Annotated in this window: 29 protein-coding genes and 1 riboswitch; of the genes, 11 read left to right on the top strand and 18 right to left on the bottom strand. The window is 41.8% G+C overall.

What is annotated here, in order from left to right:
• Nucleotides 1-31 precede the first annotated feature (31 nt).
• From J7E35_RS16345 to J7E35_RS16335, 3 genes are all read right to left on the bottom strand, one after another.
• The gene (locus J7E35_RS16345) at nucleotides 32-904 is read right to left on the bottom strand and encodes a DUF3307 domain-containing protein (protein WP_285290799.1); all 873 of its coding nucleotides are present in this window, start codon (nucleotides 902-904) and stop codon (nucleotides 32-34) included.
• 21 nt (nucleotides 905-925) lie between these two features.
• Nucleotides 926-1,669 carry a hypothetical protein gene (locus J7E35_RS16340; protein ID WP_214781440.1) on the bottom strand — a complete coding sequence of 248 codons (744 nt, stop codon included), beginning with the start codon at nucleotides 1,667-1,669 and terminating at the stop codon, nucleotides 926-928.
• Nucleotides 1,670-1,878: 209 nt separating this feature from the next.
• Nucleotides 1,879-2,316 carry a peptidylprolyl isomerase gene (locus J7E35_RS16335; RefSeq protein ID WP_214781438.1) on the bottom strand — a complete coding sequence of 146 codons (438 nt, stop codon included), beginning with the start codon at nucleotides 2,314-2,316 and terminating at the stop codon, nucleotides 1,879-1,881.
• 381 nt (nucleotides 2,317-2,697) lie between these two features.
• Here J7E35_RS16335 and J7E35_RS16330 point away from each other — a divergent pair, with 381 nt between their 5' ends.
• Together J7E35_RS16330 and J7E35_RS16325 are read left to right on the top strand one after the other, a co-directional pair.
• Complete coding sequence (locus J7E35_RS16330; protein WP_214781435.1) at nucleotides 2,698-3,189, top strand: VanZ family protein; 492 nt, start codon at nucleotides 2,698-2,700, stop codon at nucleotides 3,187-3,189.
• Nucleotides 3,179-3,634 carry a GNAT family N-acetyltransferase gene (locus tag J7E35_RS16325; RefSeq protein ID WP_214781433.1) on the top strand — a complete coding sequence of 152 codons (456 nt, stop codon included), beginning with the start codon at nucleotides 3,179-3,181 and terminating at the stop codon, nucleotides 3,632-3,634. The genes J7E35_RS16330 and J7E35_RS16325 overlap by 11 nt, the downstream gene beginning before the upstream one ends.
• Nucleotides 3,635-4,048: 414 nt before the next feature.
• On the opposite strand, the gene mug is transcribed toward J7E35_RS16325, so the two are convergent.
• The 6 genes from mug to J7E35_RS16295 all read right to left on the bottom strand — a co-directional run bounded on the left by mug (nucleotide 4,049) and on the right by J7E35_RS16295 (nucleotide 10,154).
• The gene (gene mug, locus J7E35_RS16320; RefSeq protein WP_214781431.1) at nucleotides 4,049-4,564 is read right to left on the bottom strand and encodes a G/U mismatch-specific DNA glycosylase; all 516 of its coding nucleotides are present in this window, start codon (nucleotides 4,562-4,564) and stop codon (nucleotides 4,049-4,051) included.
• 42 nt (nucleotides 4,565-4,606) lie between these two features.
• On the bottom strand, nucleotides 4,607-4,852 hold the full coding sequence (locus tag J7E35_RS16315; protein WP_214781429.1) for a hypothetical protein: 246 nt from the start codon (nucleotides 4,850-4,852) through the stop codon (nucleotides 4,607-4,609).
• Between the two features lie 130 nt (nucleotides 4,853-4,982).
• Nucleotides 4,983-5,807 carry a formate dehydrogenase accessory sulfurtransferase FdhD gene (gene fdhD, locus J7E35_RS16310; RefSeq protein WP_214781427.1) on the bottom strand — a complete coding sequence of 275 codons (825 nt, stop codon included), beginning with the start codon at nucleotides 5,805-5,807 and terminating at the stop codon, nucleotides 4,983-4,985.
• 122 nt (nucleotides 5,808-5,929) lie between these two features.
• On the bottom strand, nucleotides 5,930-6,487 hold the full coding sequence (locus J7E35_RS16305; protein ID WP_214781424.1) for a helical membrane plugin domain-containing protein: 558 nt from the start codon (nucleotides 6,485-6,487) through the stop codon (nucleotides 5,930-5,932).
• Complete coding sequence (gene fdhF / locus J7E35_RS16300; protein ID WP_214781422.1) at nucleotides 6,480-9,437, bottom strand: formate dehydrogenase subunit alpha; 2,958 nt, start codon at nucleotides 9,435-9,437, stop codon at nucleotides 6,480-6,482. Before fdhF ends, J7E35_RS16305 begins: the two co-directional genes overlap by 8 nt.
• 282 nt (nucleotides 9,438-9,719) lie before the next feature.
• Nucleotides 9,720-10,154 carry a hypothetical protein gene (locus J7E35_RS16295; protein ID WP_214781420.1) on the bottom strand — a complete coding sequence of 145 codons (435 nt, stop codon included), beginning with the start codon at nucleotides 10,152-10,154 and terminating at the stop codon, nucleotides 9,720-9,722.
• A gap of 179 nt (nucleotides 10,155-10,333) precedes the next feature.
• Between J7E35_RS16295 and J7E35_RS16290 the strand changes: the two genes are divergently transcribed.
• Nucleotides 10,334-10,486: a hypothetical protein gene (locus J7E35_RS16290; protein ID WP_214781418.1), complete on the top strand. Its 153-nt coding sequence runs from the start codon at nucleotides 10,334-10,336 to the stop codon at nucleotides 10,484-10,486.
• A gap of 252 nt (nucleotides 10,487-10,738) precedes the next feature.
• Here the strand turns inward: J7E35_RS16290 and J7E35_RS16285 are convergent, their stop codons facing one another.
• Together J7E35_RS16285 and J7E35_RS16280 are read right to left on the bottom strand one after the other, a co-directional pair.
• Nucleotides 10,739-10,981 (bottom strand): hypothetical protein, encoded by a 243-nt coding sequence (locus J7E35_RS16285; protein WP_192471733.1) that lies wholly within the window; start codon nucleotides 10,979-10,981, stop codon nucleotides 10,739-10,741.
• A 172-nt stretch (nucleotides 10,982-11,153) separates the two neighbouring features.
• Nucleotides 11,154-11,342: a hypothetical protein gene (locus tag J7E35_RS16280; protein ID WP_192471732.1), complete on the bottom strand. Its 189-nt coding sequence runs from the start codon at nucleotides 11,340-11,342 to the stop codon at nucleotides 11,154-11,156.
• A 314-nt stretch (nucleotides 11,343-11,656) separates the two neighbouring features.
• Between J7E35_RS16280 and J7E35_RS16275 the strand changes: the two genes are divergently transcribed.
• The 5 genes from J7E35_RS16275 (at nucleotide 11,657) to J7E35_RS16255 (ending at nucleotide 15,807) form a co-directional block, all read left to right on the top strand.
• Nucleotides 11,657-11,905, top strand: coding sequence for a hypothetical protein (locus J7E35_RS16275; RefSeq protein WP_214781417.1), 249 nt, complete (start codon nucleotides 11,657-11,659; stop codon nucleotides 11,903-11,905).
• A gap of 77 nt (nucleotides 11,906-11,982) precedes the next feature.
• A riboswitch (TPP riboswitch) is annotated at nucleotides 11,983-12,081 on the top strand.
• 101 nt (nucleotides 12,082-12,182) lie between these two features.
• A complete protein-coding gene (locus tag J7E35_RS16270; protein WP_214781415.1) occupies nucleotides 12,183-12,785 on the top strand; it encodes a YkoF family thiamine/hydroxymethylpyrimidine-binding protein in 603 nt (200 codons plus the stop codon).
• On the top strand, nucleotides 12,785-13,381 hold the full coding sequence (locus J7E35_RS16265) for an ECF transporter S component (protein WP_214781413.1): 597 nt from the start codon (nucleotides 12,785-12,787) through the stop codon (nucleotides 13,379-13,381). The genes J7E35_RS16270 and J7E35_RS16265 overlap by 1 nt, the downstream gene beginning before the upstream one ends.
• A 16-nt stretch (nucleotides 13,382-13,397) precedes the next feature.
• Entirely contained in the window at nucleotides 13,398-15,041 is a 1,644-nt protein-coding gene (locus J7E35_RS16260; protein WP_214781411.1) for an ABC transporter ATP-binding protein, read from the top strand.
• A complete protein-coding gene (locus J7E35_RS16255; RefSeq protein ID WP_214781409.1) occupies nucleotides 15,028-15,807 on the top strand; it encodes an energy-coupling factor transporter transmembrane component T family protein in 780 nt (259 codons plus the stop codon). The genes J7E35_RS16260 and J7E35_RS16255 overlap by 14 nt, the downstream gene beginning before the upstream one ends.
• 314 nt (nucleotides 15,808-16,121) lie before the next feature.
• On the opposite strand, the gene J7E35_RS16250 is transcribed toward J7E35_RS16255, so the two are convergent.
• The 4 genes from J7E35_RS16250 to J7E35_RS16235 form a co-directional block, all read right to left on the bottom strand.
• Complete coding sequence (locus J7E35_RS16250) at nucleotides 16,122-17,054, bottom strand: c-type cytochrome (RefSeq protein WP_214781407.1); 933 nt, start codon at nucleotides 17,052-17,054, stop codon at nucleotides 16,122-16,124.
• 149 nt (nucleotides 17,055-17,203) lie between these two features.
• A complete protein-coding gene (locus J7E35_RS16245; protein ID WP_214781405.1) occupies nucleotides 17,204-17,632 on the bottom strand; it encodes a ferritin-like domain-containing protein in 429 nt (142 codons plus the stop codon).
• Nucleotides 17,633-17,697: 65 nt separating this feature from the next.
• Nucleotides 17,698-18,297, bottom strand: coding sequence for a class I SAM-dependent methyltransferase (locus J7E35_RS16240; protein WP_214781403.1), 600 nt, complete (start codon nucleotides 18,295-18,297; stop codon nucleotides 17,698-17,700).
• A 144-nt stretch (nucleotides 18,298-18,441) separates the two neighbouring features.
• A complete protein-coding gene (locus J7E35_RS16235; protein WP_214781401.1) occupies nucleotides 18,442-19,575 on the bottom strand; it encodes a zinc-dependent alcohol dehydrogenase in 1,134 nt (377 codons plus the stop codon).
• A 145-nt stretch (nucleotides 19,576-19,720) separates the two neighbouring features.
• On the opposite strand from J7E35_RS16235, the gene J7E35_RS16230 reads away from it, so the two are divergent.
• Both J7E35_RS16230 and J7E35_RS16225 read left to right on the top strand, forming a co-directional pair.
• A complete protein-coding gene (locus tag J7E35_RS16230; protein WP_214736726.1) occupies nucleotides 19,721-19,921 on the top strand; it encodes a hypothetical protein in 201 nt (66 codons plus the stop codon).
• Nucleotides 19,922-19,924: 3 nt separating this feature from the next.
• Nucleotides 19,925-20,176, top strand: a complete 252-nt coding sequence (locus J7E35_RS16225) for a sigma-G-dependent sporulation-specific acid-soluble spore protein CsgA (protein ID WP_214781399.1) — start codon at nucleotides 19,925-19,927, stop codon at nucleotides 20,174-20,176.
• Between the two features lie 133 nt (nucleotides 20,177-20,309).
• Here J7E35_RS16225 and J7E35_RS16220 read toward each other — a convergent pair whose 3' ends face one another.
• Together J7E35_RS16220 and J7E35_RS16215 are read right to left on the bottom strand one after the other, a co-directional pair.
• Nucleotides 20,310-21,170, bottom strand: a complete 861-nt coding sequence (locus J7E35_RS16220; RefSeq protein WP_214781397.1) for a YihY/virulence factor BrkB family protein — start codon at nucleotides 21,168-21,170, stop codon at nucleotides 20,310-20,312.
• Between the two features lie 129 nt (nucleotides 21,171-21,299).
• Nucleotides 21,300-22,055, bottom strand: coding sequence for a yteA family sporulation protein (locus J7E35_RS16215; RefSeq protein ID WP_214781395.1), 756 nt, complete (start codon nucleotides 22,053-22,055; stop codon nucleotides 21,300-21,302).
• A gap of 150 nt (nucleotides 22,056-22,205) precedes the next feature.
• Between J7E35_RS16215 and J7E35_RS16210 the strand changes: the two genes are divergently transcribed.
• Nucleotides 22,206-22,985, top strand: a complete 780-nt coding sequence (locus J7E35_RS16210) for a hypothetical protein (protein WP_214781392.1) — start codon at nucleotides 22,206-22,208, stop codon at nucleotides 22,983-22,985.
• 290 nt (nucleotides 22,986-23,275) lie between these two features.
• Here J7E35_RS16210 and J7E35_RS16205 read toward each other — a convergent pair whose 3' ends face one another.
• Complete coding sequence (locus J7E35_RS16205; protein WP_214781390.1) at nucleotides 23,276-24,049, bottom strand: 3D domain-containing protein; 774 nt, start codon at nucleotides 24,047-24,049, stop codon at nucleotides 23,276-23,278.
• Nucleotides 24,050-24,260 lie beyond the last annotated feature (211 nt).

Genomic DNA, 24,260 nt, shown 5'->3' with positions numbered 1-24,260 from the left:
CTAAAAGCATCAATAGTGTAATTAAGTACTCCTAATTCACTATTTCTCTTAAAAGGATACCGAACACGATACCTAAGAACATGGACGTCAAAGTACCAAGCAGAAAGTATTCCGCCCAGTCACGATCATCCATTTGCTTAAAACGGGCGATTGATTTGGCAGTAACAATGAAGGCGATTGCCGGATATGAACTGTAGTATGTGAGTAAAATTACCAGCAGTCGCTCGATATAGCCAATCAGCTTCCCGCGTGACATATCGTGTTTATTGAAGATCATATAGCTGTATTGCTCGGATAAACCCTTTTCACCTTTGCTGGTTTTCTGATATGCCGGCTCACTCAACTCATTTTTAAATGTATATTTCCCTTCAAACGTCAGCAGCTGCCCGGGCAGAGAGCCGAGAAGGATGCGGATTATATGTCCGCTGACCGTTGTTCCCAATATTAAAATAATGGCAATGACAAGGATTGTACTAGAAGCGTCTAATTGGCGCCCATCTTCAGACAGAAGCTCTATAAATCTATTAACATTGGAAACTAGCGTTATTTTATAAAATAACTGCATCGCTATCAAAAGCATGAAAATATGCAGCAGCTGGTCTAATATGAAAAACCAGAGTTTATTCAAATTTTCGCTTGCCGTAAATTGATCCACAAGCTTGATTTTCACCAGGTCAATCGTTAGATGTGTAGCTGTGATGAACAGCACCGGCCATATGACAGTCATGACGGGATTATTCTGCTGATAAAAAAAGAGCCAGCCTGCCGCAAGTACAATTGTATTCACCAGGAAATGATGGAGTATATGCTTTTTAAGGTTCTTCAGCTTGTCCTGTACCATTCGATCCGTCTGAAGGTAAAAATCGGCTAGTAGATGTGCCATAATCAAACTTAATAAAAGCATGAGCGCTCCTTTCACCAGAATCTAGAAGCTGAAAATATCCTGCACCTGGCTTTTAATTTTTGTTCTAATGCTGTCTTCAAGAACCTTTGTTTGGCTATTTCCTATTTCCGGAAACTCCTGTGCCTGACGTGCATCCAAAACGCTGACGATATCTCGGAAGCTGCGAATGATATGCTCGCAATGCCCCTTCTTGAAATGGCTGTAAACCGTAGGAGCCGAGCGATCGAGAAGGTCTGCTACAGCATTTTGCTTGCCGTAAAGAAGATAAAGCGAGCATACAAGCCGTTGTACATCAGTTTGATCCATTCTCAATACATGCTGCAGCATGAGCATGCCATTAATTAATGTCTGCAAATCCGATTCACCATCATGTCCTTGAAAAAAGAAAGATTCCCTGTCCTTCTGTTTTTTTAGATGGTCATTCGCGTTTCGTGCCTGCTTCGCCAATGGATGGATCAACTTTTCAATATCAATTTCTTCTACATTCTTATCCAGCCTGCCATAGGCAAGCCCAAAATACGGAATGTGTTTTTCATACTTCCAAATCGTGCTGATATAAAAGGCTGCAATAAAAGCAGATGAATAGCCTTCGGCCAGGAAAATAAGCTCGTCGCCAGACCGGTGCTTAATTTGTATAGAACCGATTCCTTCATACCATTTATTTATATATGTCACTAGCTGCCCTAAATAATCACTCAGCTCCTCGCCATAACCTGCAGAGGAAGACTTCGTTACATCCATTATAAATATTGACACTGGCTGCATTGCCATTCCACCTAACACCTCAAATTAGACTAATTAATCTAATTTTATATATATTAGATAGTTTAGTCAAATTTATTGAACATTAGACTCTTCAACTTAACAATTTTATACAAATTTCCTTTGATTCATTATAACAAGAGCGTATGTTCGCTTCAATGGGTAAATAAGTACAAAAAAAAGAGCCTTCAGGCTCTTTTTTTAAGACGATCCTATTCTTCTGTTACAATAACCTTTTCCATAACATCACCGTTGCTCATCGCTTTAGCAGCTTCCAAATTGGAAGTAACTTTCCCGAAAACAGTGTGCACACCATTTAAGTGCGGCTGTGATTCATGAACGATGAAGAACTGGCTGCCGCCTGTATCTTTTCCTGCGTGAGCCATTGAAAGTGAACCCGGTTCGTGCTTATGCGGATTACCTTCTGTTTCACACTTGATCGTGTATCCAGGACCGCCAGTCCCTGTTCCGTTAGGGCATCCTCCCTGACTAACAAAGCCAGGAATTACTCGGTGGAAGTTTAAACCATTATAGAAGCCTTCGTTTGCAAGCTTCTCAAAGTTTTCAACTGTACCAGGTGCTTCGTTTGGGTATAGTTCGAATTCGATTTTTTCACCATTTTGCATTTGTATGTATCCTTTTTTAGCCATGTAAATCATCTCCTTGTGTTAAAATCATTGTTATCATACCACTATTACAAATAAAAATAAAAGTATCCACCTTCACATTGTATTTTTCCAACATGTTTGTGTTAAAATATAACTGCCTCTGCCGGACATTCGCTTGTTGCGGGACACTTAACCACTGTACGGACGGCAGGGGCCCTGCCTTGGCAGGATGACCAAATATATTGTCGAACCTTGCCATATGGCAAGGTTTTTATTTTAATTACTAATATAGAGATATTAATTTCTAATTAATCTATCGCCGGTTTGGGTAATTAAGATCTAGTATGTCTTTTTCAAAAATGTCTATGTTTCTTTTAAAATATCATTGTTTGCTTTTATTTTTTATCAATTCAAGGAGAAGTTATGCTAAATCTAATAGATATTAAGTACAAGAAATGGATCTCAGCAATTTCCTATACTTTATTCATTATCTACATCATCATTGCCGTCATTTTGTTGTTTCTCAGCCCATATCGGCAGGCTGCGTATGAAATCAATTCTGCAGGCTCAAACCCTGATAACATCATCCCATTTAAAACAATCACAGATTACATAAAAGCTTCTTCGCACATCAATAAAAATATCTGGATGTCCAACTTATTTGGCAATGTTCTTGCCTTTTTCCCCTTAGGAATCTTCCTTCCCTGGCTGTTTAAACGGTTGATGGGATTCTGGCGAACGACCAGTACTGTCTTTCTGGCGACTTCCTCGGTGGAAATCCTCCAGTTTGCCACAAGGGTTGGCAGTTTTGACATCGATGATATCATCCTTAACACAATAGGAGGTGCAATTGGGTACCTCTTAATCAAGATCATTTATCTACTTCTATTCAAGGAGAAAACACATGTACGTTAGACAGTTAAAAGAAGGCGAACAGCCGCCTTGGAATCTTCTGCTCATGGCAGACCCTTCTCGGGATTTGGTTTCAGGATATTTAGATAAGGGTTTGTGCTATGTTATGGAATCAGAAAACGGTGATACTACCGGGGTAATCTTACTGGTGCCGGTTAGTAATCATACCATCGAAATTATGAATCTGGCAGTCGATGAATCTCACCAAGGGAGGGGTTTAGGTACCCTCCTGATCGAGCATGCAATTCAAACTGCAGTTGAAGAGGGGTATAAAAAAGTTGAAATCGGTACAGGGAATTCAAGTATCAATCAACTGGCTCTTTATCAAAAGGTTGGCTTCAGAATCACTGGAATAGATCATGATTTTTTTATAAGGAATTATGAAGAACCTATTTTTGAAAATGGGATCCAGTGCAGGGATATGATCAGGTTATCGATGCCCTTGTAGAACAAGGAAAACGCAAGCGCCTTGGTCAGCCCAGACAAGCGCTGTCCGCCTAAACGCCACGTCCTGTTGCTGGCGGATCTAGCACATCGTGTGCCTCGGAGGGCCTGACTGTGAAGTCGCTCTTTGACTTCATTGGCAGGACCGAAATCAAAAAGCATAGGCGACTGTCCAACTCCGACAAGCACTGGAGGACCTGATAGTTAAGTCGTTCTTTGACTTCACCGGCAGGGCCGAAGTGTTTCGAGGAGTTAGAAGCCGCAGCTAGATAAACGTCTCGAGCTGCTCAAAGCTACCGCTTCACGCAAGATACTCCACGAAGCACCCTCAGGGATGAAAACTGGCTAGGCGCTGGAGCTGGACAATTCTCAAAGTTGAAATGATATAAATTCTGATATTATAAAGAAAGGACCATAGTCAGGTCCTTTCCTTGGATATCAAAAGAGGGAGTTCTTTATAAATCCCCACTACTTGATCCATTTTCATCCTCACAAGTCCGCTTGAGGAGGGCGCTACAAAATCGACCGTTCCAGCAACAACAGATTTATCCTGCTTCCCCCATGGAATATCTTTTTTGCCGCTATATTGCTGGTAGACACCCTTACCGACAAAACAAACAATTCTCGGACTATATTTTTCAATCTTTTGTCTTAGTTCAAGTTTTCCCTGCTGGTATTCATCTTTCGTAATCTCATCTGCTGCTTTAGTTGGCCGCGCAACAATGTTCGTCATCCCGCAGCCTATATCCAGGAGTTTATAATCCTCCGAAGAGTCATATTTCCTTGGTGTGATGCCAGCTTCAAAAAGAATCTTCCAGAATCTATTGTTTGGGTTAGCGTAATGATGACCTGTTTCTGATGACCGGATGCTGGGATTGAAACCGACAAAAATAACGTCCAGATTCTCCCGTAAATGATCGCTAATCGGCTTCATATTCTCATTCTCCTCTCCAATGTTGACTATCTCTCTCTCCACTCACCAAAATCGGTGAGGCAGCTCATTATTCTTGCTTATATTCTTGAAAATTCTTAAGTGGAACAAAAACTCGTCATAAAACATGGTTTCGGCACTTTCAAATGAATAAGCGTCCGAAAAATGATCCAATAGTTCGACATCAATGTTATCTTCAAGGCCGCTCAGCCACATTTTATAACCATGCTGCTCATAAACATCAGCTAAACCTGCCCATTCGAACATATCTTCCATTTCCTTTTCACCCATTCTATCACTCCTTCAGCTATCACCTCCATTTTTCCATACTTTTACATACCTTATACAGAGTTCCTAATCCCTCCCTATATGACTGGGAATTCTAATTTCCTAAGCCTTGCCTGATTTATAAAAACCAGGCTTATTCAACCTGGCTTTCCTTGGCTCCGTATTTTGCCTCAGCAACCCGTTCCGGGTGTGTGTAGACATTAAGTGATCGATTCCTGATAAAGCCAATTGTCGTAATCCCCAGTTCCTCCGCTAGCTTCAAGGCAAGTTCAGTGGGAGCTGATTTGGATAATACAATCGGGCAGCCGATTTTGGCTACCTTCAATAAAATTTCTGAGGAAATCCGTCCACTGAAAACAATTACTTTATCGTGTATTGAAATTTCATTTTTTAAGCAATGCCCAAAAATTTTATCCAGGGCATTATGGCGGCCGATATCCATCCGCGACACAACTGGACCAAACAAACTGCAAAGAGAGGCGTTATGGACTCCCCCTGTATTTTGGAAAAGGTGAGCGGAATCCTGCATTTCTTCCATGAGCCTAAAGCAATCCTCCACTTCGATTTCTGTCTTGACCTTATGGAGTTTTTTTGCAGTCATAGCATCTGTCGCAAATACAAACCCTGCCCTGCTGGCCCCGCAGCAGGATGTTAAGTAACGCTTACCCTGCAAGTTTTTGTAAATGGGATTTACTCTTGAAGTTTTCACATGGACAAACCCTTCTTTTTCCTGAATCCATATATCTTCAATATCTGAATACTTCCTGATGATTCCTTCGGACGCGAGGTATCCAATGACCATTTCTTCAATATAATCTGGAGTACAAACCATCGTAACCAATTCCTGACCATTCACTTTAATGGTGACGGAATATTCCGTTACGATGCTGTCTTCCAAGCTTTCGGCCTGGCCATCTCCAAAACGAAGAATTTCCCTTTTGACTTCGACTGGTTTCACAACAGCCATCCTCTCTGATTCGAGTTTTACTTTCCGGTAATCTCCTTTTATCCATAAAGCTGGATAGTGAAACTTAAAAAAGCAGGCGAACAAGCGGGAATGCTTGATGCCTGCCTATTAGACTACTTTTCCTCGAGCGTACCATCCTGGCTTTGGTGGATATCCTGATTTTCCGGTAGTTGTGTGGTTCTTTCAAGCCCCTCTGTATCTTCACCCATCCCTTTAAGAAACTCAAAAAGCAGGGATAGCGCTCGGTTTATTTCCGGGTCTTTTAAAGAACGGACGATATCAAAATAGCCAAGCTTGTCTTCATCCTCGCTATCCGTATATTCTGCTACTCTAGCAATGCCAGAATTCAATTTTAACAGCAAAGGCTCAAGCTGCTGGACATTGATTGTACCGAGAACGCCAATCATCAGCAACAGGTTTTTGATTGTATTGGTAGCTTCTGGCTTGTCTGCTGCTTTAACAAGAACATTTAAGACCTTATCTCCTTCACTAAACAGTCCGTCCAACAGCGACAACACACCGCGCTGATTCATATGCTTGAGTATGTCCATCGACTGTAAAATAGCATCCTTGTTATCAAGCAAGGCAGACTCGATTTCCTCCAGGTCACTCTTACGTTTTTGTTCTTCTGTCAACTGTATACGATTGATGTTAGTGATTGCTTTAGCCATGCTGGGTACGCTCCTTTTTCACAAGATCTCCTGGAAAGCTGTAATCTGGACGAGCCCACTTCTTTTCGACTTGGACGCCGATTTGCGGCTGTGGATTACCGTATCGGAAATTATTCCTTGGCAAAGGATTGACTCCTTCAAGTTGGAGGATTTCCATTTTGGCCTTCGTCTCCTTATACGCTGGAGTATCCGTGTTTTTATCTCCATAGCTGCTTGTCAGGAGATTGATGGCTGCATCACCCTGGTCGTTCATAGGCAGATAGACTTCCTTTCCTTGCACTCTGTCGGTTACAACACATCTGACCTTAACGTTGCCATACGGCGACGTCAGCCTCACTAGTGTTCCATCCTTCAAGCCCCTTTCTTCTGCAAGCTCTGGTGAGACTTCAAGGAATGTTTCAGGAGTCTTCGAGGTGATTCCCTCTGACTTATAAGTCAGGTTACCTTCATGGAAATGCTCAAGAAGACGGCCATTATTGACATGAATGTCATATTCCTCTCCATACTGAATCGGAATAGACCATTTTACTGGATAGAGACGTGCTTTCCCATCCGGGAATGGGAAGCCATCCAAATACAATACAGGACTGTCAGTTCCATCCGGTTGTACTGGCCATTGAAGGCTCTTGTACCCTTCAAGGCGTTCATACGTCACGCCAGAGTAAATCGGCATTAGGCTTGCCGCTTCAGCCATGATTTCAGAAGGATGCTCATATGTCCAGCCTGCACCAAGGCGGTTGGCGACTTCAATCAGAATCTGCCAATCAGGCTTAGATTCACCAACTGGCTCGAATACCTGATACAAACGCTGAATCCTTCGCTCGGTATTCGTAAATGTGCCCTCTTTTTCAAAGCTTGGGCTTGCTGGCAGAACAACGTCTGCAAATTGTGCGGTCCTGGAGAAGAATACATCCTGGACTACAAAGAAGTCGAGCTTCTCATAGCCGGCCTGGACGTGATTGATATTGGAATCCACAAGGCCCATCTCTTCACCCTTGATGTAAAGGGCTTTAAGCGTTTCTTTATGCATCCCTTCAACCATGTCATGGTTATTGATCCCTGGTTCAGCAGGCAGCCTGGTTCCCCATGCTTGTTCAAACTTCATTCGCGCCTCTTCATCGGTTACCTTTTGGTACCCTGGCAGTGAGTCCGGGCTGCTGCCAAAATCGCCTGCTCCCTGGACATTATTATGTCCTCGCAGTGGATATGCACCCGTTCCTGGACGGCCGTAATTTCCAGTAATCAACAATAGGTTCGAAATCGCCGTACTGGTGTCACTCCCGCCAATATGCTGTGTAACTCCCATTGCCCATAGTGCACAAACGCTTTTTGCTTTATGGATGCTCTCAGCAATCTCAATCAGCGTATCTTTTGAAAGGCCAGTTGTTTTTTCTGCATATTCCAAAGTGAATCCTTCAAGACTGTCAACGTATTCCGAAAGTCCATTGACTTTATTGTTCAGGAATTCTTCATCAGCCCAGCCCTGGTCGATAATGTATTTAGTGACAGCGGAAATCCAGACAAGGTCACTGCCTGCCTTTGGCCTTACGAACATATCAGCACGGTCAGCCATTTCATGCTCACGAAGGTCGGCGACAATCACTTTTTGCCCAGTCAGCTTTTGGGCGCGTTTCACCCTGGTTGCAAGGACAGGATGTGCTTCTGCTGTATTGGACCCGACGATGATGACCAAATCAGCCATTGCAATATCAGTGATTGATCCAGCATCGCCACCATGTCCAACTGTTCTGAACAAACCAACAGTAGCAGGCGTTTGGCAATATCGGGAGCAATTGTCGACATTATTTGTTCCAATTACAGACCTTGCCAGTTTTTGCATTAGATATGATTCTTCATTCGTACATTTAGACGATGTTATGAAGCCAAGAGAATCAGGGCCATACTCATTCTTGATTTCTGTAAATTTATTGGAGATGAGATTCAATGCCTCATCCCATTCTGCTTCTCTAAAGCTGTCTCCTTCACGTATCAGCGGCTTGGTCAGGCGCTCTTCGCTGTTAACGAAATCCCATCCGAATTTACCTTTTATACATGTAGAAATTCCATTGGCTGGAGCTTCAACCTGCGGCTCGACCTTCAGGATTTCTCGCCCCTTCGTCCACACATCAAAACTGCAGCCCACTCCGCAGTAAGTGCAAACAGTCTTGGTTTTCTTGATTCTAGATTCACGCATGGCGGCTTCCATATCGGAAATCGCCAGGATGGACCCGTAACCAGTCTCGACATTCTTGGTAATTTCAATCATTGGCCGCAAAGTATCTTTTGCGATTCCTGTCAAAAAGCCGGCTTCGCCTTCCATTCCTTTTTCCATCATTGCATTACATGGACATACGGTTGAACAGTGACCACAAGAAACACATGAGGATTCATTGATTGGTACATCATTATCCCAGATGACACGTGGACGTTCACGTTCCCAATCGATTCTCAGCGTCTCGGTTACCTGTACATCCTGACAGGCTTCCACGCATCTCCCGCATAAAATACATTGATCAGGATCATATCGGTAAAAAGGGTTTGATTCATCTTTTTCATATGGCTTTTGATCAAATGGGATGCTCTGGTGATTGATTTTCATTTCTTTTACTGTGTTATGTACCTCACACATCCCATTATTGTAGTCACAGACAGTACAATACAGTTCATGATTAAACAAAATCTTGTCCATCGCCATTGTTTGTGCCTTCTTAACATCTGGTGCCACTGTGTCGATGGTATCCCCATCCTTCATGATTGTCGAACAAGACCTGGCCATTTCTCCGTTCACTTCTACAATACAAGTATCACATGTCTCAATTGGGCCAAGGCTTGGATGATAGCATACACTTGGCACTTCTATCGAGCTATCTGAAAGGTATTGAAGGATTGTTTGATTTTCTTTAGCCGCAACGTCAGCACCGTTGATTGTTACATTTATTTTGCCAGACAAGACCTCATCTTCCTTTCTGTATAGAAATCGCTCTCTTTCTCACTACCCAAACCACGAATGACTTTAACCACTTTTATGAGAGTTTTTTGAAAATGGCTCTGATATTACAGATTATTAAAATCATTGTTCTATAATAAAGTTCTTACCTTCCAAAAAAACCACAGAGGTTATTATTTGTTTGTACGTCTTCCACATTTTTGCTTTTAGGGAGATTAAAAAAATTAACATATTGGACAAAAAAAAAGCCCCACCTGATTAAGGTAAAGGCTTTGAGATTATTTACTATAAAAAGCGGCAAGCATCATTTCCCGCTTCATCAGAGGAAAGAATATACAGCGTCTTTCCATTGGTGGATTTTTCTTTAGTAAAACCCAAATTCTCTAGTTCACCGTAATCTCCAACAACAATGATGGCTGAAACAAAAAGCAATGCCTGCAGATGGAATAGAGAAACATCAATCACTTCTGTTAGTGAATCTCCAGGTTTGAGTGCTTCCAGGACAGCAATCCTGCCATGGATTCCAAGGCTTTCAAAAGCATATTCCATACTGTCGGCCGTGGATTCGGAAATAACCGAGGCAGAACTGATGACGTCATTCCAATTCTCATCAAAAACATAAGCATGCCACGAAGATTGTTGTTCATTCCCCACTAGAAAATCAATTTTAAGAAAATGCTGGTCATCATCAAATTGATAAACCGATCTCACTATATTCACGCTTCCCTCCATTAGAAAAGTAGAGATAGTTTCCCACTGTAAGCAAAAGTTAATGAATCCGTTTTGCATGTTTTAAAATCGTTAGTAAATACTTACAACGACGGAACCCTAGGCATGAATCTTATTGTTGAGGGAAGAAGTAATATACAAAATACTAAACAGAGCAGGAGGATGAGAGAATGGACCAAAAACAAAACCATAAACATTTCAATGAGGAAGACGAACAGCACAGTATGGTATGCAATGACCAGTTATTTTTTCAGGAATTAAGAATAGCAGCTGAAGAGGCTGAACGAGACCGCATCGATACAGATCAAAATAAAGAAAAATAAAAAGAGAAAGGCAATTAGCCTTTCTCTTCCTATTGAGGGTTAGTAAAGCAAGTATTTACACAAAGTGCTTTAAATAAGGCTCTTTTCTCAAACTTGGTTGCAATTCGACTGCAAAATAGGCTGTCTTTCTTCGCAAAGTTGACTCTTTTACGAGAAAAGAGCATGCAAACTTTAATACCGACCTGCCAAATGGCCTTATATTACGTTAAAATCGGCTTTAGGATTTTAACAACAACCTTTACGAAAACAGCCTTAACTAATGAACCGGTCTCTTTCCGCCGCATCTTCTTCCCGCTGTGCTTCTCTTTCTTCATACCAAAATTTAATATGAGTCAGGATGGAGAAAACGAGGAAAAAGTTCATCGACCAGACACTGACAAACGGGGCCATCCCACCGAACTCAATCGTCTCATACTGTTTAAATACCATTACAATATATGACTCAATGAACACAAGGACAAAGCCGGCTACACCTGCAATTGCCATTCGCATCATAATCAAAAACCACCTTATCGCATTATCAGATTATTTAAATAATACGACTAATTATTGATTAACGCAACTGTTTTGTTCACTAATTCGCCATATTTGAACGTTGACAATTTGGCGTAGTCCGTTTTACCTAAATCTTTTCATGGACATCATTAATCTTTGAGCTCGGTCCGGCTTATCTATTCAACTTCTTTTGCTTTTGCATGATCTCATATGATTTTTCTATTATATCTGTTAATACATCGCCTTTGTATATCCTGCCGATTTTTGTATTCTCTTGATAATATTCAACAATCTCATCTAGTTTATCAGATGTTTCCTTGGACACTCTCACATTCAACTGAATTCTCTGGGCCTCATTCATGGAACAGATTTCCCTCCAAATCCTTTACTTCTATGTAAAAAATACTATTCATCAACTTGCTAGCAGTTTGATATTATGTAGATATGTGTCGCTAACTCTGCCGCAACGTCTTTTATTTTAACATAATCTATCACCTTACAACACTATGTTGTTTTTCCTATCCTCTTACAGGGTAATTTATATCAAGATTTGTTTTTCTTGCGGGAATTGGGAATTATATAGAGTTTCTTTTTCCCTCACAACTGGATTACTTAACTGCTTAAACTTACCTTCCTTGTTGCCCTATTAAAATTCGAATGACATGGAGAATTTCTATGAAGCTTACAAAATGGTCTTACACAAAGAGATATAATATCAAAGCTCAATTCGATGTTTTTCCAAATTCAGTCGTTTTATTCCGCCAAATCAAAGAATACTACTTCGTATATACTGTTAATTGGTCTTTAAAGGATCCAGTTGTATCTAAATCTGAACTGGCGGAAATGGAGCGGCTTCTTAATAAGGAACTGGGCACCCTTGAAAGCTACAGGCAGAGAAAGTATTTCCATAACCATTCCGAATGAATCAAATTTTGAAAATTAGCCATTTACAATTCAGCCTATTTACATTAAGATGATTTTGAAAACAACAACTGTATAGGTTTTTGCACTAGGGGAGCTTTTGGCTGAGAAGAACTTTGTTCTGACCCTTATTACCCGATCTGGATAATACCAGCGTGGGGAAGTGCAGGCGAAGCTCTTCGTTATATCTTTTTTTATCTGACGATAGAATTCAACTGCATCCACCACGCTGGATGCAGTTTTTTGTTTTCTACCCAATGAACAAAGGAGATGTAATGGTATGAAAGAGATTTTTTGCGGTACAAGTGAGATTACAGGGGCCAGGTTTTCCATTTCCCCAATGTCAGACAGGTTTGTTGACATTATCCTCTCTGCATTGAAGGAAGTTGATACGTCAAAGGTTTGGATGGAGACAGATGATGTCAGCACCTGTGTGCGGGGACGTTCTGAACATGTTTTTGACGTTGTTAAAGCCATATTCCTGAATGCTTCAATCGGTGGAGATCATGTGGTCCTAAATGCCACGTTTTCAAATGGATGTCCCGGTGACAGTGCAGGGGATGCTTTTATGGCGGAAGATTCAAATGTAATGAATGATGAGCGTTCTCAAAAAATCAACCAGGAGGTCGCAGCCCAGTTTGCTCTCTATCCTTTAGGAATTCCTGGATATATGAATGTAATCATGGATCAAATAAAAACTGTTGAGCAGCAAGGTGTCTTTAGCGGAGGAGTTCATTATGCCTCAAGATTGGATGGCGATGCCAATAAGGTTTTTACCGGAATAGAAAGTGCTTTTGATGGTGCCCGGAACAGTGATTCTTCACATATTGTTATGACGGTGACCATGTCGGCCAACAGTCCTTCCCGTAAGGAGGAACGATAATGCTCGCAAACTGGAAACTTCGAGAGGTTGTAGTTTTATCTGTACTGGCAGTCGTTTTTGGCGTAATCTACCTTCTGTTCTTACAGTTCGGCAATGTGCTTGTAGGCATGTTCGGACTAATCGGCTATGACTTGATCTTCGGGATCTGGTTCATCGTTTCCATCATAGCTGCTTACATCATCAGAAAGCCTGGAGCAGCGGCGTTATCAGAAACAATTGCAGCAACAATCGAGGTCATGCTTGGAAACGCTGTTGGTCCGCGTCTGATCCTGGCCGGGATTATCCAGGGACTGGGGGCGGAAGCTGCTTTTGCGGCAACCAAATGGAAGAACTATTCTACATGGGTTCTTGTAGCAGCAGGAATGGGGTCCTCAATCACCAGCTTCGCATGGGGTTACTTTTTAGGCGGCTTCTCCGCTCTATCACCTGGTTATGTAACAGCCATGTTTGTCGTCAGGCTTATAAGCGGAGCAATCTTAGCAGGTCTTTTAGGTAAATACATAAGCGACAGCCTCGCTAAAACAGGAGCATTGAATAGCTTCCCGCTTGGAAAGGAAGCCAGAAAGGCAAAGCAGAATCATGATATTTCAGCCTAGTCTGCCATTTCTTGAAGTGTCAAACGTTACGTTCCGATTTGAGGATGATCAGAAGGATGTTTTAAGGAATATCACTTTTGATATTAATGAAAATGAGAACATTCTTGTACTGGGTCCAAGCGGTTCAGGTAAGAGCACACTCGCATACTGCATGAATAATCTATATCCAGCGTCTGTTGATGGAATAATGAGCGGCAGTATAAAGTTCAGAGGCAAGGAATTATCCTCCTTCGAATCCGGAGAGATAAATCAAAAAGTCGGATTGGTCATGCAGGATCCTGATTCCCAGTTTTGCATGCTGACTGTCGAGGAAGAAATAGCTTTTGTATTAGAGAATATTCAGTTTCCCAGATCGGAAATGAAAGAAAGGATAGATTATGCCCTTGACTTAGTAGACATAAAGCACTTTAAACACAGGCTGATTCACTCACTCTCCGGCGGGCAAAAGCAAAAACTTGCGATTGCCTGTGCATTGGCAATGGAACCTGAATTATTAATACTTGATGAACCTACTGCCAATCTAGACCCCGCCTCAGGGTTCGAATTGGTCCGGACGTTAAAAAGATTAAAGAATAAACACTCGTTCAGTATCCTCGTTATCGAGCATAACCTGGATTATTGGCTTGAAATTATGGATCGCTGCATCATATTGAATTCTGCGGGTGAACTGTTTTTTAATGGTCCGCCTAGTGTTTGTTTTAATCATTTTGCAAAAGAACTGGCAATTGAAGGGATTTGGTTACCCCGCTCTATTGACGCAGGGTTGAAGCTTAAGGAGGCTGGATTGCTAACGTCCTCCTTCCTGCCTATGACGATTGATGAGCTGATTGAAAATAGTAAAGATATAGGAAATACAATTAAGTTCTTAACAACTGAGGTTCGCAAGCAAAAACCGAATCCCTCTCCAGCCATTTTCGAAGTGAAGGATGTCAGCTATTCGAAAGACAATCATATATTAATTGAAGATATTTCTATATCGATTAATGGTGGTGAAATAATTGCAATAGCAGGTTCAAACGGATCCGGAAAGACCACTTTTTCAAAATGTTTGGCCGGGTTGATTACATCACAAGGCGAGATAAAATTTTATGGACACTCTTTAGGAGACTGGCCTGAGGAACAAAAGTGGAGAAGACTCGGATACGTATTCCAAAATCCTGAGCACCAATTTATTACTGATTCTGTGATGGAAGAAATAAATTACAGTCTTCAATCGAAAGAGCAAACGGCACAAAATTATAAAAATAAAGATATTTTGAGAACCCTTCGTATGGCTGACCACGTTAACAGTCACCCATTCTCATTGAGCCAAGGACAAAAAAGGAGACTGAGTGTGGCTGTCATGCTGGTGAACGGGCAGGAGGTCCTGATTATGGACGAACCAACATTTGGACAGGATGCTGTCACTTCAAAGGAAATCATCGATTTTGCGGTCCATGCCGTACCAGAGACAGGAAGCATTATTATGATTACACATGATATGGATTTAGTTGATCGTTACGCAGATAATGTATTAGTAATGGAAAAAGGAAAAATGATATTTTATGGTGCTCCAGGAATGCTGTGGAATCAACCTGGAATTTTGACGAGAGCAAGTTTAAGACTGCCATTCCTCAAGGAACTGGAGATGCGCCTGGAGGGAAAATATGCTGTTAAATGAGATGAACCCTAGCATAAAAGCCCTGAGCATTCTTGTCAGCATCTTGCTGCTGTCGATATTTTTCGATCCAGTCACGCCCATGTTAAGTCTCGTTTTGACCATAGTGATCACATTTAGTTTTGCACAGGTAAGTTTTAAGAAGTGGATCCTGTTATTCTCTCCTTTTCTCTTTATGGCGATTGTCTATGTCTGGTCATCACTATTGTTTCCTAGAGTAGATCCTGGAGACAGTATCATCTGGGAATGGAGGTTCATCACCATTACTGCGGAAGGATTCCAAAGAAGCATATCGCTTGGATTAAGAGTACTGAGTTTCGCTTCCCTTTCACTCTTATTTGCCCTTACAACAAACCCGATTAACTTTTTGCTTAGCTTGATGCAGCAATGCAGGCTTTCTCCCAAGATTGCCTATTCCATCATGGCAGGTTATCAATTTCTCCCCTTGATAAAAGATGAGTTCAGTATTATCAGAAGTGCCCATCGAATAAGAGGGGCAGGCAGAACCATAACTTTCCGGGATAAACTTAAGCAAATAAAGAGGTATGCAATTCCCCTGCTGGCAAGCGGGATTAGAAAAGCGGAAAGAACAGCTGTTGCAATGGAATCAAAAGGTTTCACAGGAGATAGAAACCGAGAATTTTATAAAGTAATCTCCGTTTCTAAAAAGGATTGGCTGTTGTTATGTTTACTGGTCACCATCGTTATCGTGAGTGCATTTACCTCACATAAGCTAGGTTACCTTGCATTGTATAAAGGCGAACTATGAACAAAAAGCGCAAGCGCCTCGTTCAGCCCCGACAAGCGCTGCCCGCCTATGACGCCACGTCCTGTGGCTGGCGGGTCTAGCACATCGTGTGCCTCGGAGGGCCTTCCAGTGAAGTCGTTCTTTGACTTCATTGGCAGGACCGAAGCGTCTCGAGGAGTTAGGAGCCGCAGCTAGACAAGCGACTCGAGGGGCTAGGTGCTGGAGCTGGATTAAGAAAACTTCATAGAGTTATCCACAACTTTAGAAATTTTATAAATTCCTTAACAAAAATAAAACCCAGCCCTGCAAATGCAGGTGCTGGGTTTCTACTAGTCTTAATTTTTTACCGAGAGTATTGCTTCCCAATCGATTGTACCGTTTTTGACTTGCTCACGTTTTTCTTTATCCATGATGTCTGCCGGTCTCCCCCCTTTCGGCCAGTCTCCCTCATGTCCTTTGAATTCTTGTCGGTCATGCGAAAGGATAAATGCGGCCAAATCGATCGCTTGCTGGTCAGATAAAGTTCCTCCCTGTCCTTTAGGCATGTTCTTCTGAACGTATCCCGCCATTTTGGTCATTCTTGACATACCTGCACCGTCGTTGAAAGAATTTTCTCCCCATACAGCAGGTCCTGTGTTTGTTCCAGTACCTGAGCCATCAGCAGCATGGCAGCTTGCACAAGATTGTGCGTAAAGCTTTTCTCCGTCCTCAACGCTAGGAACGGGATATTGCTTTGGCTCTTTAGGCGCTCTCCACGGAGGGTCTGCCCCAGCAGGGACCCCTTCTGACATGTATTGCAAATAAGCAATCATCGCGCGCATTTCTTTGCTGTCAGTCGGGAACATTTTTCCATTCATGCTTCGGATCATACATCCATTGATACGATCTTCCAGAGTGTAAACCTCACCTTCACGCGGCCTGTATTCTGGATAGACTGCAGAAAGCCCGACCATCGGGGCCTCTTCTTTCACTGTACCCCCATTTGCGTGGCAGCTTGCACATGAAAGATTATTGCCAACGTACTCATCGGCAACTGTATTCGTTTCCATGACAAGCTCATGTCCATATTTTATACTTTCGCCTAGAGGACCATCGGGTACATCCTCCATGCTTGGCGGGTTAAATTCAATTTCTTTGCTTGCACTTTCAGTTTGCGGCTGAGGCGCTGTTGCTGTTTCAGCCGGTCCCAGGTCCTGGCTGATTTTCCAGCCAACAAATAATGATCCTACGATTAAAAATCCAATAATAATAGCAAGACTGTTTTTCATAATGATTTCCTCTTTATGTAGATTATTCAAATTGCTATCCAATTTCCCTATACCCATTCTAGTATAGATGACACAACTATTTTTATATTAAATATGTAGAAATAGTGAAAACTATAGAATAGGAAAAAGGAGCTGGATTTCTCCAGCTCCTACTTTTCCATTCCTAAATAATATAGAAACCACACGGCATGGTTCTGCTCATCATAAGCTGCACGCCTGAAAACTTCTTTTACGACCGGGTCTGCAGCTTCATCTGCTACTTCATGATAAAAATCAGTTGTTTTTTGTTCATCCTTAATAGATGCTTTGAGGCCTTCAAGATACGTGTCACCGCATTCTTCAGTCATTTGCAGCTCCGGCCGCTTCCCTGTCAGTGTTGTATAAATCTGAGTAAACTGACGCAAATGCTTTTTCTCATCATTCAGAATTTCATGGATTTGGTTCCGCTGATCCTCATTCGGCGCCATCTCTGCAAGCTTAGCGTAGCATTGTGTCGCACTGTATTCTCCATTTATAGCTTTCATCAGGTCACTGACAAGCTTTTGGTTCTGTCTGTAATGGTCATAATATGGATACATGTCAATCCTCCCCAAATTCTTTGTATCAGTGTATGGAGAGGAGTGAAGGGTGTGCTTGCGTCCGTTTATTCTGGATTAAGCCCCTCATACTCAACAAAAATACCCTTTAAATACTTCTTTTCTTTTATCACTTTTATTCCAGATTCCCTCATATAGCGACCTGTATCACGATTTAAGTGGCAGCCATCACACAGCCGTTTCCACGCGGGTGTCAGGACATCCTGCAGGGCCGCAAGCGCTTTGGATTCCGTTCTGACATGCTCAAAAAGGACAATTTTCCCGCCTTTTTTACACACTCTTCGCACTTCCTGAAAAACCTTTTGCGGCTCACTTACGGAACAAAGAACAAGCGTGGCCACAACAGTATCAAACTCACCATCCTTGAATGGAAGTGTCTCTGCCATCCCCTGATGGAACTCGACTGGCAATCCTGCTTCCTTCGCTCTAAGAATTGCCTGACCAAGCATATGAGGATTGGGCTCCAGTGAAACAACATTTTCAACCTTTTCCCTGGAATAGTAAGGGAAATTTGCTCCTGTACCTGCACCAATTTCAAGGACATTTCCCACTAAATCTGAAATTATTTTTTTCCTGACCCTCGCGATCCATTTCTTCTCAAGTGGTCCCATGAGTTTATCATAAGAAAAAGCAAATATTTTTCCCAAAATTAGTGCTCCTAACTATTACCGTTTTTATCATTATAATCAAAAAGGCCCTGGAAAAGCTAATGCTTAATCCAAGACCTTTCTATATGACTCCAAGGTTAACTATTGCCTCTATTGAGCTTTGGTTATGCACACCCAAGTACCTTAAGGCTTCAAAATCACCTTGATACAGTCGTCTTTTCGATCATTGAACATTTCATACCCTTTTGCCGCATCTTCGAGCGGAATTTTGTGAGTGATGATGTCAGTTGGATCGAATTCTCCGTTTGAGACCATATCAAATAGTTTTGGCATGTAATGAATAACTGGAGCCTGTCCCATTTTCATCGTAATATTGCGTTCAAAGAAACGGCCAAGCGGGAACATATTGTATCTTAAACCATAAACACCTGTAATTTGCACGGTTCCGAATTTCCTTACTGCTGTATGGGCGATTTCCAGCGCGGAAAGAGTTCCTCCCTGAAGCTTCAGTTTTTGTTCTACCTTTTCCACGACGGATTTCTTTCCATCCATTCCTACACAGTCAATTACGACATCCGCTCCGCCGTCAGTCAAGTTTTGCAGGAACTTTCCTGGATCATCTTCCTGTGTAAAATCAAAGATTTCAACATTGTTGTTTTTTTTGGCATGCATCAGCCTGTAGTCGAGGTGGTCGACAGCGATGACACGTTTCGCCCCTTTCATCCAGGCAAATTTCTGCGTCATCAATCCAATCGGTCCACTCCCAAGCACAATAACAGTATCTCCTTTTTTTACACCAGCATGCTCTACACTCCACCATGCAGTCGGGATAACATCTGACAGGAACAGCAGCGACTCATCCTCCAGCTCACATGATTCAGGCACAACAAATGATGTGAAATCAGCATATGGCACCTTTAAGTATTCTGCCTGTCCACCAGGATGGTTACCGTATTGTTCGGTGTATCCGAAATACGCCCCCGTATCCTTGTATTCATTTGTGTTATCACATTGACTTTCCATCTGATTCTGGCAGTAAAAACACTCTCCACATGAAACGTTGAAAGGAATGACCACACGATCTCCCTTTTTCAATTTTTTCACTCCAGGTCCCACTTCTTCGACGATCCCCATTGGCTCATGTCCGATGATATAGCCTGGACGGAGAGGCATATTGCCCTGATAAAGATGCAGGTCTGATCCGCAAATTGCCGTTGAGGTAATTTTCACAATCATATCTTGTTCATGTTCTATTTTTGGAGCTTCTACATTTTTTACTTGTACATCCTTTGAACCTTGATAAGTAACTGCTTTCATGATTCTCCACCCCATTCCTATTAACTACATTTTATTTTTCCCTGCAAGTAATCAGAGAAAACACTTATGGAAGAGTTTCCAATAATTAGCTTTGTACATAAATTACTCTTCAATAATGCAAGTTATAAAATGGAGGTGTAGAAAAATGGAACCTAAACAGCCCGGAAATAAAAAACTCCCTGATTTCAAGGAAATGACTGACCGAGTTATCGCCGAGCCTGCCAATGGGCCGCAGCTGGTGATCAAAACAAATCTGGATCCAAGTGATGCAACTGAGGAAAATCCTTATTTCAAAAATGATCAAATGACTGATTCCGAACAATTCAAAGAGTACTTTAAGGAGTAGACAATGGAAAAAACACAGGCTTATCTACGTGAAATCATATCCAATTACACAGAGACCTATCCGCTTAGCAAGAAAATCTATCATCGGTTAGAACAGGGCGATTACCCGTCTGAGGGTGAATTTGTCAAAGACCTGACTGCCGAAGAAATAGAGTTTTTGAACAAAATTCTACCTGATGCCATTGAGTATGCAAAAAATGAACTGGACGATAAACGTGCTCAGCAATTGAATGAAGTATACGAATTACTCTATTGAACATCGGAGGGAATTTTCCCATTCCACTATAAAGAGAAACAAAAAAAACAGCAGATAATCTGCTGTTTTTTTACTATGATCCTTTTCACAAACTGTTTTGCTGTCTCTAAAAAAGTTCAAATGATAATCTGCGTTAACTATTCACTGATGCTGCATGCTCTTCGACTGGCTCTTCACCCGTTTTGTCCCTGTGGTAAATCGCATTGATTTCTCCTCCAAGTACAAGGGCAAGCCCTGTCAGGAATAGCCAGAGCATCAAGACGATTACCCCGCCGATGCTTCCATAAGTGGCTGAATAGTTTCCGAAATTGCTAACGTAAAAAGAAAATCCCAATGAAATCAGCTGCCATACGATTGTTGCGAAAATCGCCCCTGGAATTACATGCTTGAATGGATAATGTTTATTTGGAGCTACTCGATATAAGCCAGCCAAAACTGCGGCCATAACGACAATTGCTACAACCCATCTTACAATGTTGAACACAATATCAAAAGGCTCTGGAATGTGGACGATTGATTCTACAGCATCCAAAATCACTTTACCGAATACCGGCAAAAGAAGCGCCACTACAAACGCCAGGATCAGACCGAATGTCAGCATAATCGAAACAAGCCTTGCTTTAATGAATGATCTCGTTTCCTTTACATCAAACGCAATATTCATTGCTTTTATAAACGCGTTCATGCCGCTCGATGCTGACCATAACGTTCCTATGATACCAAAAGTAAGCAGACCGCCGTTTCGTTCACTTACCAATTTGACAACATTATCTCTTAATAATTCGGCTGATTGCGAGGGCAATAATGTATTTACAACATTTATAGCTTTCTGGGGATCGATATTCAAGTAAGGAACAATTGCTATCATTAGAATCAGCAATGGGAACAGCGCCAGCATATAATAATACGCCTGTTGAGCAGCCAAACCCGTTGCCCGGTCTTTTTTCAATTCCCCCAGCAGGCTTTTACCATAGTGTTTAAGTTTCTCTTTCAATTATGACTCACCTCTCATGGACATTTAATTATGCTTGTCTTTTCCCCGCCAAGAGAGTTTTTAATCATGACAGGAAATCCTGTATAATCACGCAAACAAAAAAGACCATCTCTGGTCTTTTTCATCGAATTACTTATCGTTCTCTACATATGGGTCATGTTCGTAAGCAGGAAGGTCGCCAAAGGATGTCATAATCCCCTCTTCATCCAGCTCATTTTCGTATTTCTCATGTTGTTTATTTGGGTAAACGGTGATTTCCGTGCCGGTGATATCGTTGCCTACAAAATTCTCGAAGTCCTCAACATAACCTACATTCTCTTCTGACTCAATATAGACGTCATTATAATGATTCTGTGGCGTCATAAAATCAGATGGAGTTTCTGAAGTTCCCCAGCTCGAAACCTCCTGCCAGGAATCTTCTGCGTCAAAAGCGACATTTTCATCCTTGTTGTCAAGATCAAATTTTCCGAAAGGCGGCATCAGCACCCCTTCTTCAATAGGCCGATTATGGGAAACCGTACGGTCAGGTGTATGTTCAATACAAAATGTCGTTTCGGGTACGGCTTGAAGTCGCTCATATGGAATCTCGCGCCCGCAAACCTCGCATTTTCCATAAGTTCCTTTCTCAATTGCCTGAATGGCTTTATCTATGCTTTGGAGTTGATATTCTACGTGGTCATTCAGTGCAATATCTTTCTCTCGCTCATATAACTCTGTTCCTTCATCCCCTGGATGGTTATCATAGCTTGAAAGCTCCCCTGTTGACTCATGCGCATGTCCACTTCTTAGATCAAAATGGTCATTTGCGTCAAGGTGGGAATTGAGATCTTTTTTATTTTTGAGAAGCTCTGCCTTGAATGCCGACAGCTGGCCTTTTGTTAGCATATCAGCTGCTCCTTTCTTAGTGCAGTTTTTATTAGCTTGCTGCAATCTGCCCCATTTAATAAAAGGTAATAAGTGTTATCTAGCCGCAAGTACCATTATTGCGGCACAAGTCATAGTATATATGACAACTTATTATCAGGAGTGATGCCTATGCCTTTATTTGTTAATGGATATGTTTCTCCACAGGTTTTTTGCAACACCGACGATCTCAAGGTACAGAGCAACCAGGAAAAATTCCACCTCAATTATTTACAAGAAATACTTAATGAGCAGCAAAAGCTAAATAAAGATTTGACAGGCAGCGTAACAAAATTCGATCAAACGTTGGAGCACAACCGACAAGAACAATTTTCACAATTTCAGGAAATGGTTTCGTTTCTCTCTAAACAGGAAAACCTTTCAGAAAGGGTCATGGAAAACATCTCTGAGCAGAAGGAATCCACAACAGAAATCGATGATAAACTGATTAAACTTGAAGAGATGCACGAACAATTTTCGAAGGCTCTTTTGAATCGAGAGCTGACAAGCGAGGCAATACTAAATCAGCTGGCCCATCAGCAATCAATGATACAGGACTTGAACCGCAAGCTTCTCCAATACGAAGATGTCACAAAAGCTCTGGTCACACAGGCTCAAAAACAGGAAGAACTACAGGATATGCTGGCAAAACATGCCGATTTGCAGGGTATTTTTCATGAAACAGTCATGGAACGACTCGGAAAACAGGATGCCGTTGGTGAAACAATTAATGACCAGCTAGGCGAAATCAAAACTTCATTATCGACAAAAGCTAACGCGATCCTTGAAAAAGTTGAAGAACAATACTCCAGATTCACACAATTTTTCTTAAGTCTTATCATGCCCAATATCACTCAAAAGAAAATTATCAGAGGTAAAACGTTTAAGACAAAAGCAAAACAGGAAAAATAAAAAAAGCGCAGCGCCTTGGTCAGCCCCGACGAGCGTTGCCCGCCTTAAAGCGCCACGTCCTGTGGCTGGCGGGTCTAGCACATCGTGTGCCACGGAGGGCCGACCGAAGAAGTCGCTCTTTGACTTCATTGGCAGCACCGAAGCGACTCGAGGAGTTAGGAGCCGCAGCTAGACAAACGTCTCGAGGGGCTAGGCGCTGGAGCTAGACACTCATCTAAGTGGAAATATTTATACTTTCTTATCCAGTAAAAAAAGCATTGGCAAATTGCCAATGCTTTTCCAGACACCGTTTAGTCCAAAATTGTCACTTTCACTTGCTTTCTTCCCCATTGAAGGGCCCCGCTTTGAGTAGGGATAAAGACATCAATGCGGTTTCCTTTGATGGCTCCGCCAATATCTTCGGCAGTGGCATAGCCATAGCCTTCAACATATACCTTAGATCCAAGAGGAATAACTGTTGGATCAACAGCAATTACTTTTGCATTTGGATTAGCTTTCAGGTTCACACCTGTCTTTGTAATTCCTGAGCATCCTGTACAAGATGCTGTATAAGCCGTCGCTTCAACGGTAATCTGGTTTGTCGCTGCTGCTGGCTTTGCTGCAGCGGGTTGGGCTTTTACTTGGTTAGCAGGCGCTGCTGCTGGTGTTGCTACCGGAGTTGCAGCCGGTTTTGCAGAGTTTGTTTTTTCCACTTTCATTTCAACTGGCATATTTGTGTAAACTGCCAGACTCATCCCTGGATGAATAAGGTCAGATGATAATTTATTCCAATCTTTTAGATCATTTACTGTTACACCATAAGCTTTGGCAATACTCCAAAGTGTATCTCCTTTTCTTACTTGCGCATGCTTAATAGGAGATACTTCTAGTAAATCGTTCGGATGAATGACATCACTAGTTAAGTTATTCCATTTTTTTAGTGAATCTACTGTTACGCCGTATTCCTTTGAAATACCCCAAAGTGTATCCCCCTTATGTACGACGATTTCCTCTGCCTGTGCTTGTGTGCCGGCAGCTCCAGAAATTGCCGCTGCTGCAACCAAAGATAATAATGACTTTTTCATTTGTTTGCCTCCCATCGGCTAATTTTTATCACGTGAATTATCGTAACATAGAATTTCGGTACAAAAAGAACAAGCATATTTAAATTGGATTACGAGAATAACAGAAATATAACGAGAACATGTCATATATACTGAATATTCAGTTAAAATAAAACTTTCGTAGGAATAATTTCTAATTGATTTGAAAATTATTCCAGTATTTTCATGTCTA

Origin of the sequence: Bacillus sp. ISL-45 (genome assembly GCF_018613195.1) — a bacterium.
In the GTDB taxonomy this organism is placed as follows: domain Bacteria; phylum Bacillota; class Bacilli; order Bacillales; family Cytobacillaceae; genus Mesobacillus.
The sequence above is the reverse complement of the archived record's forward strand: the minus strand, read 5'-3'. Positions and strand labels throughout refer to the sequence as shown.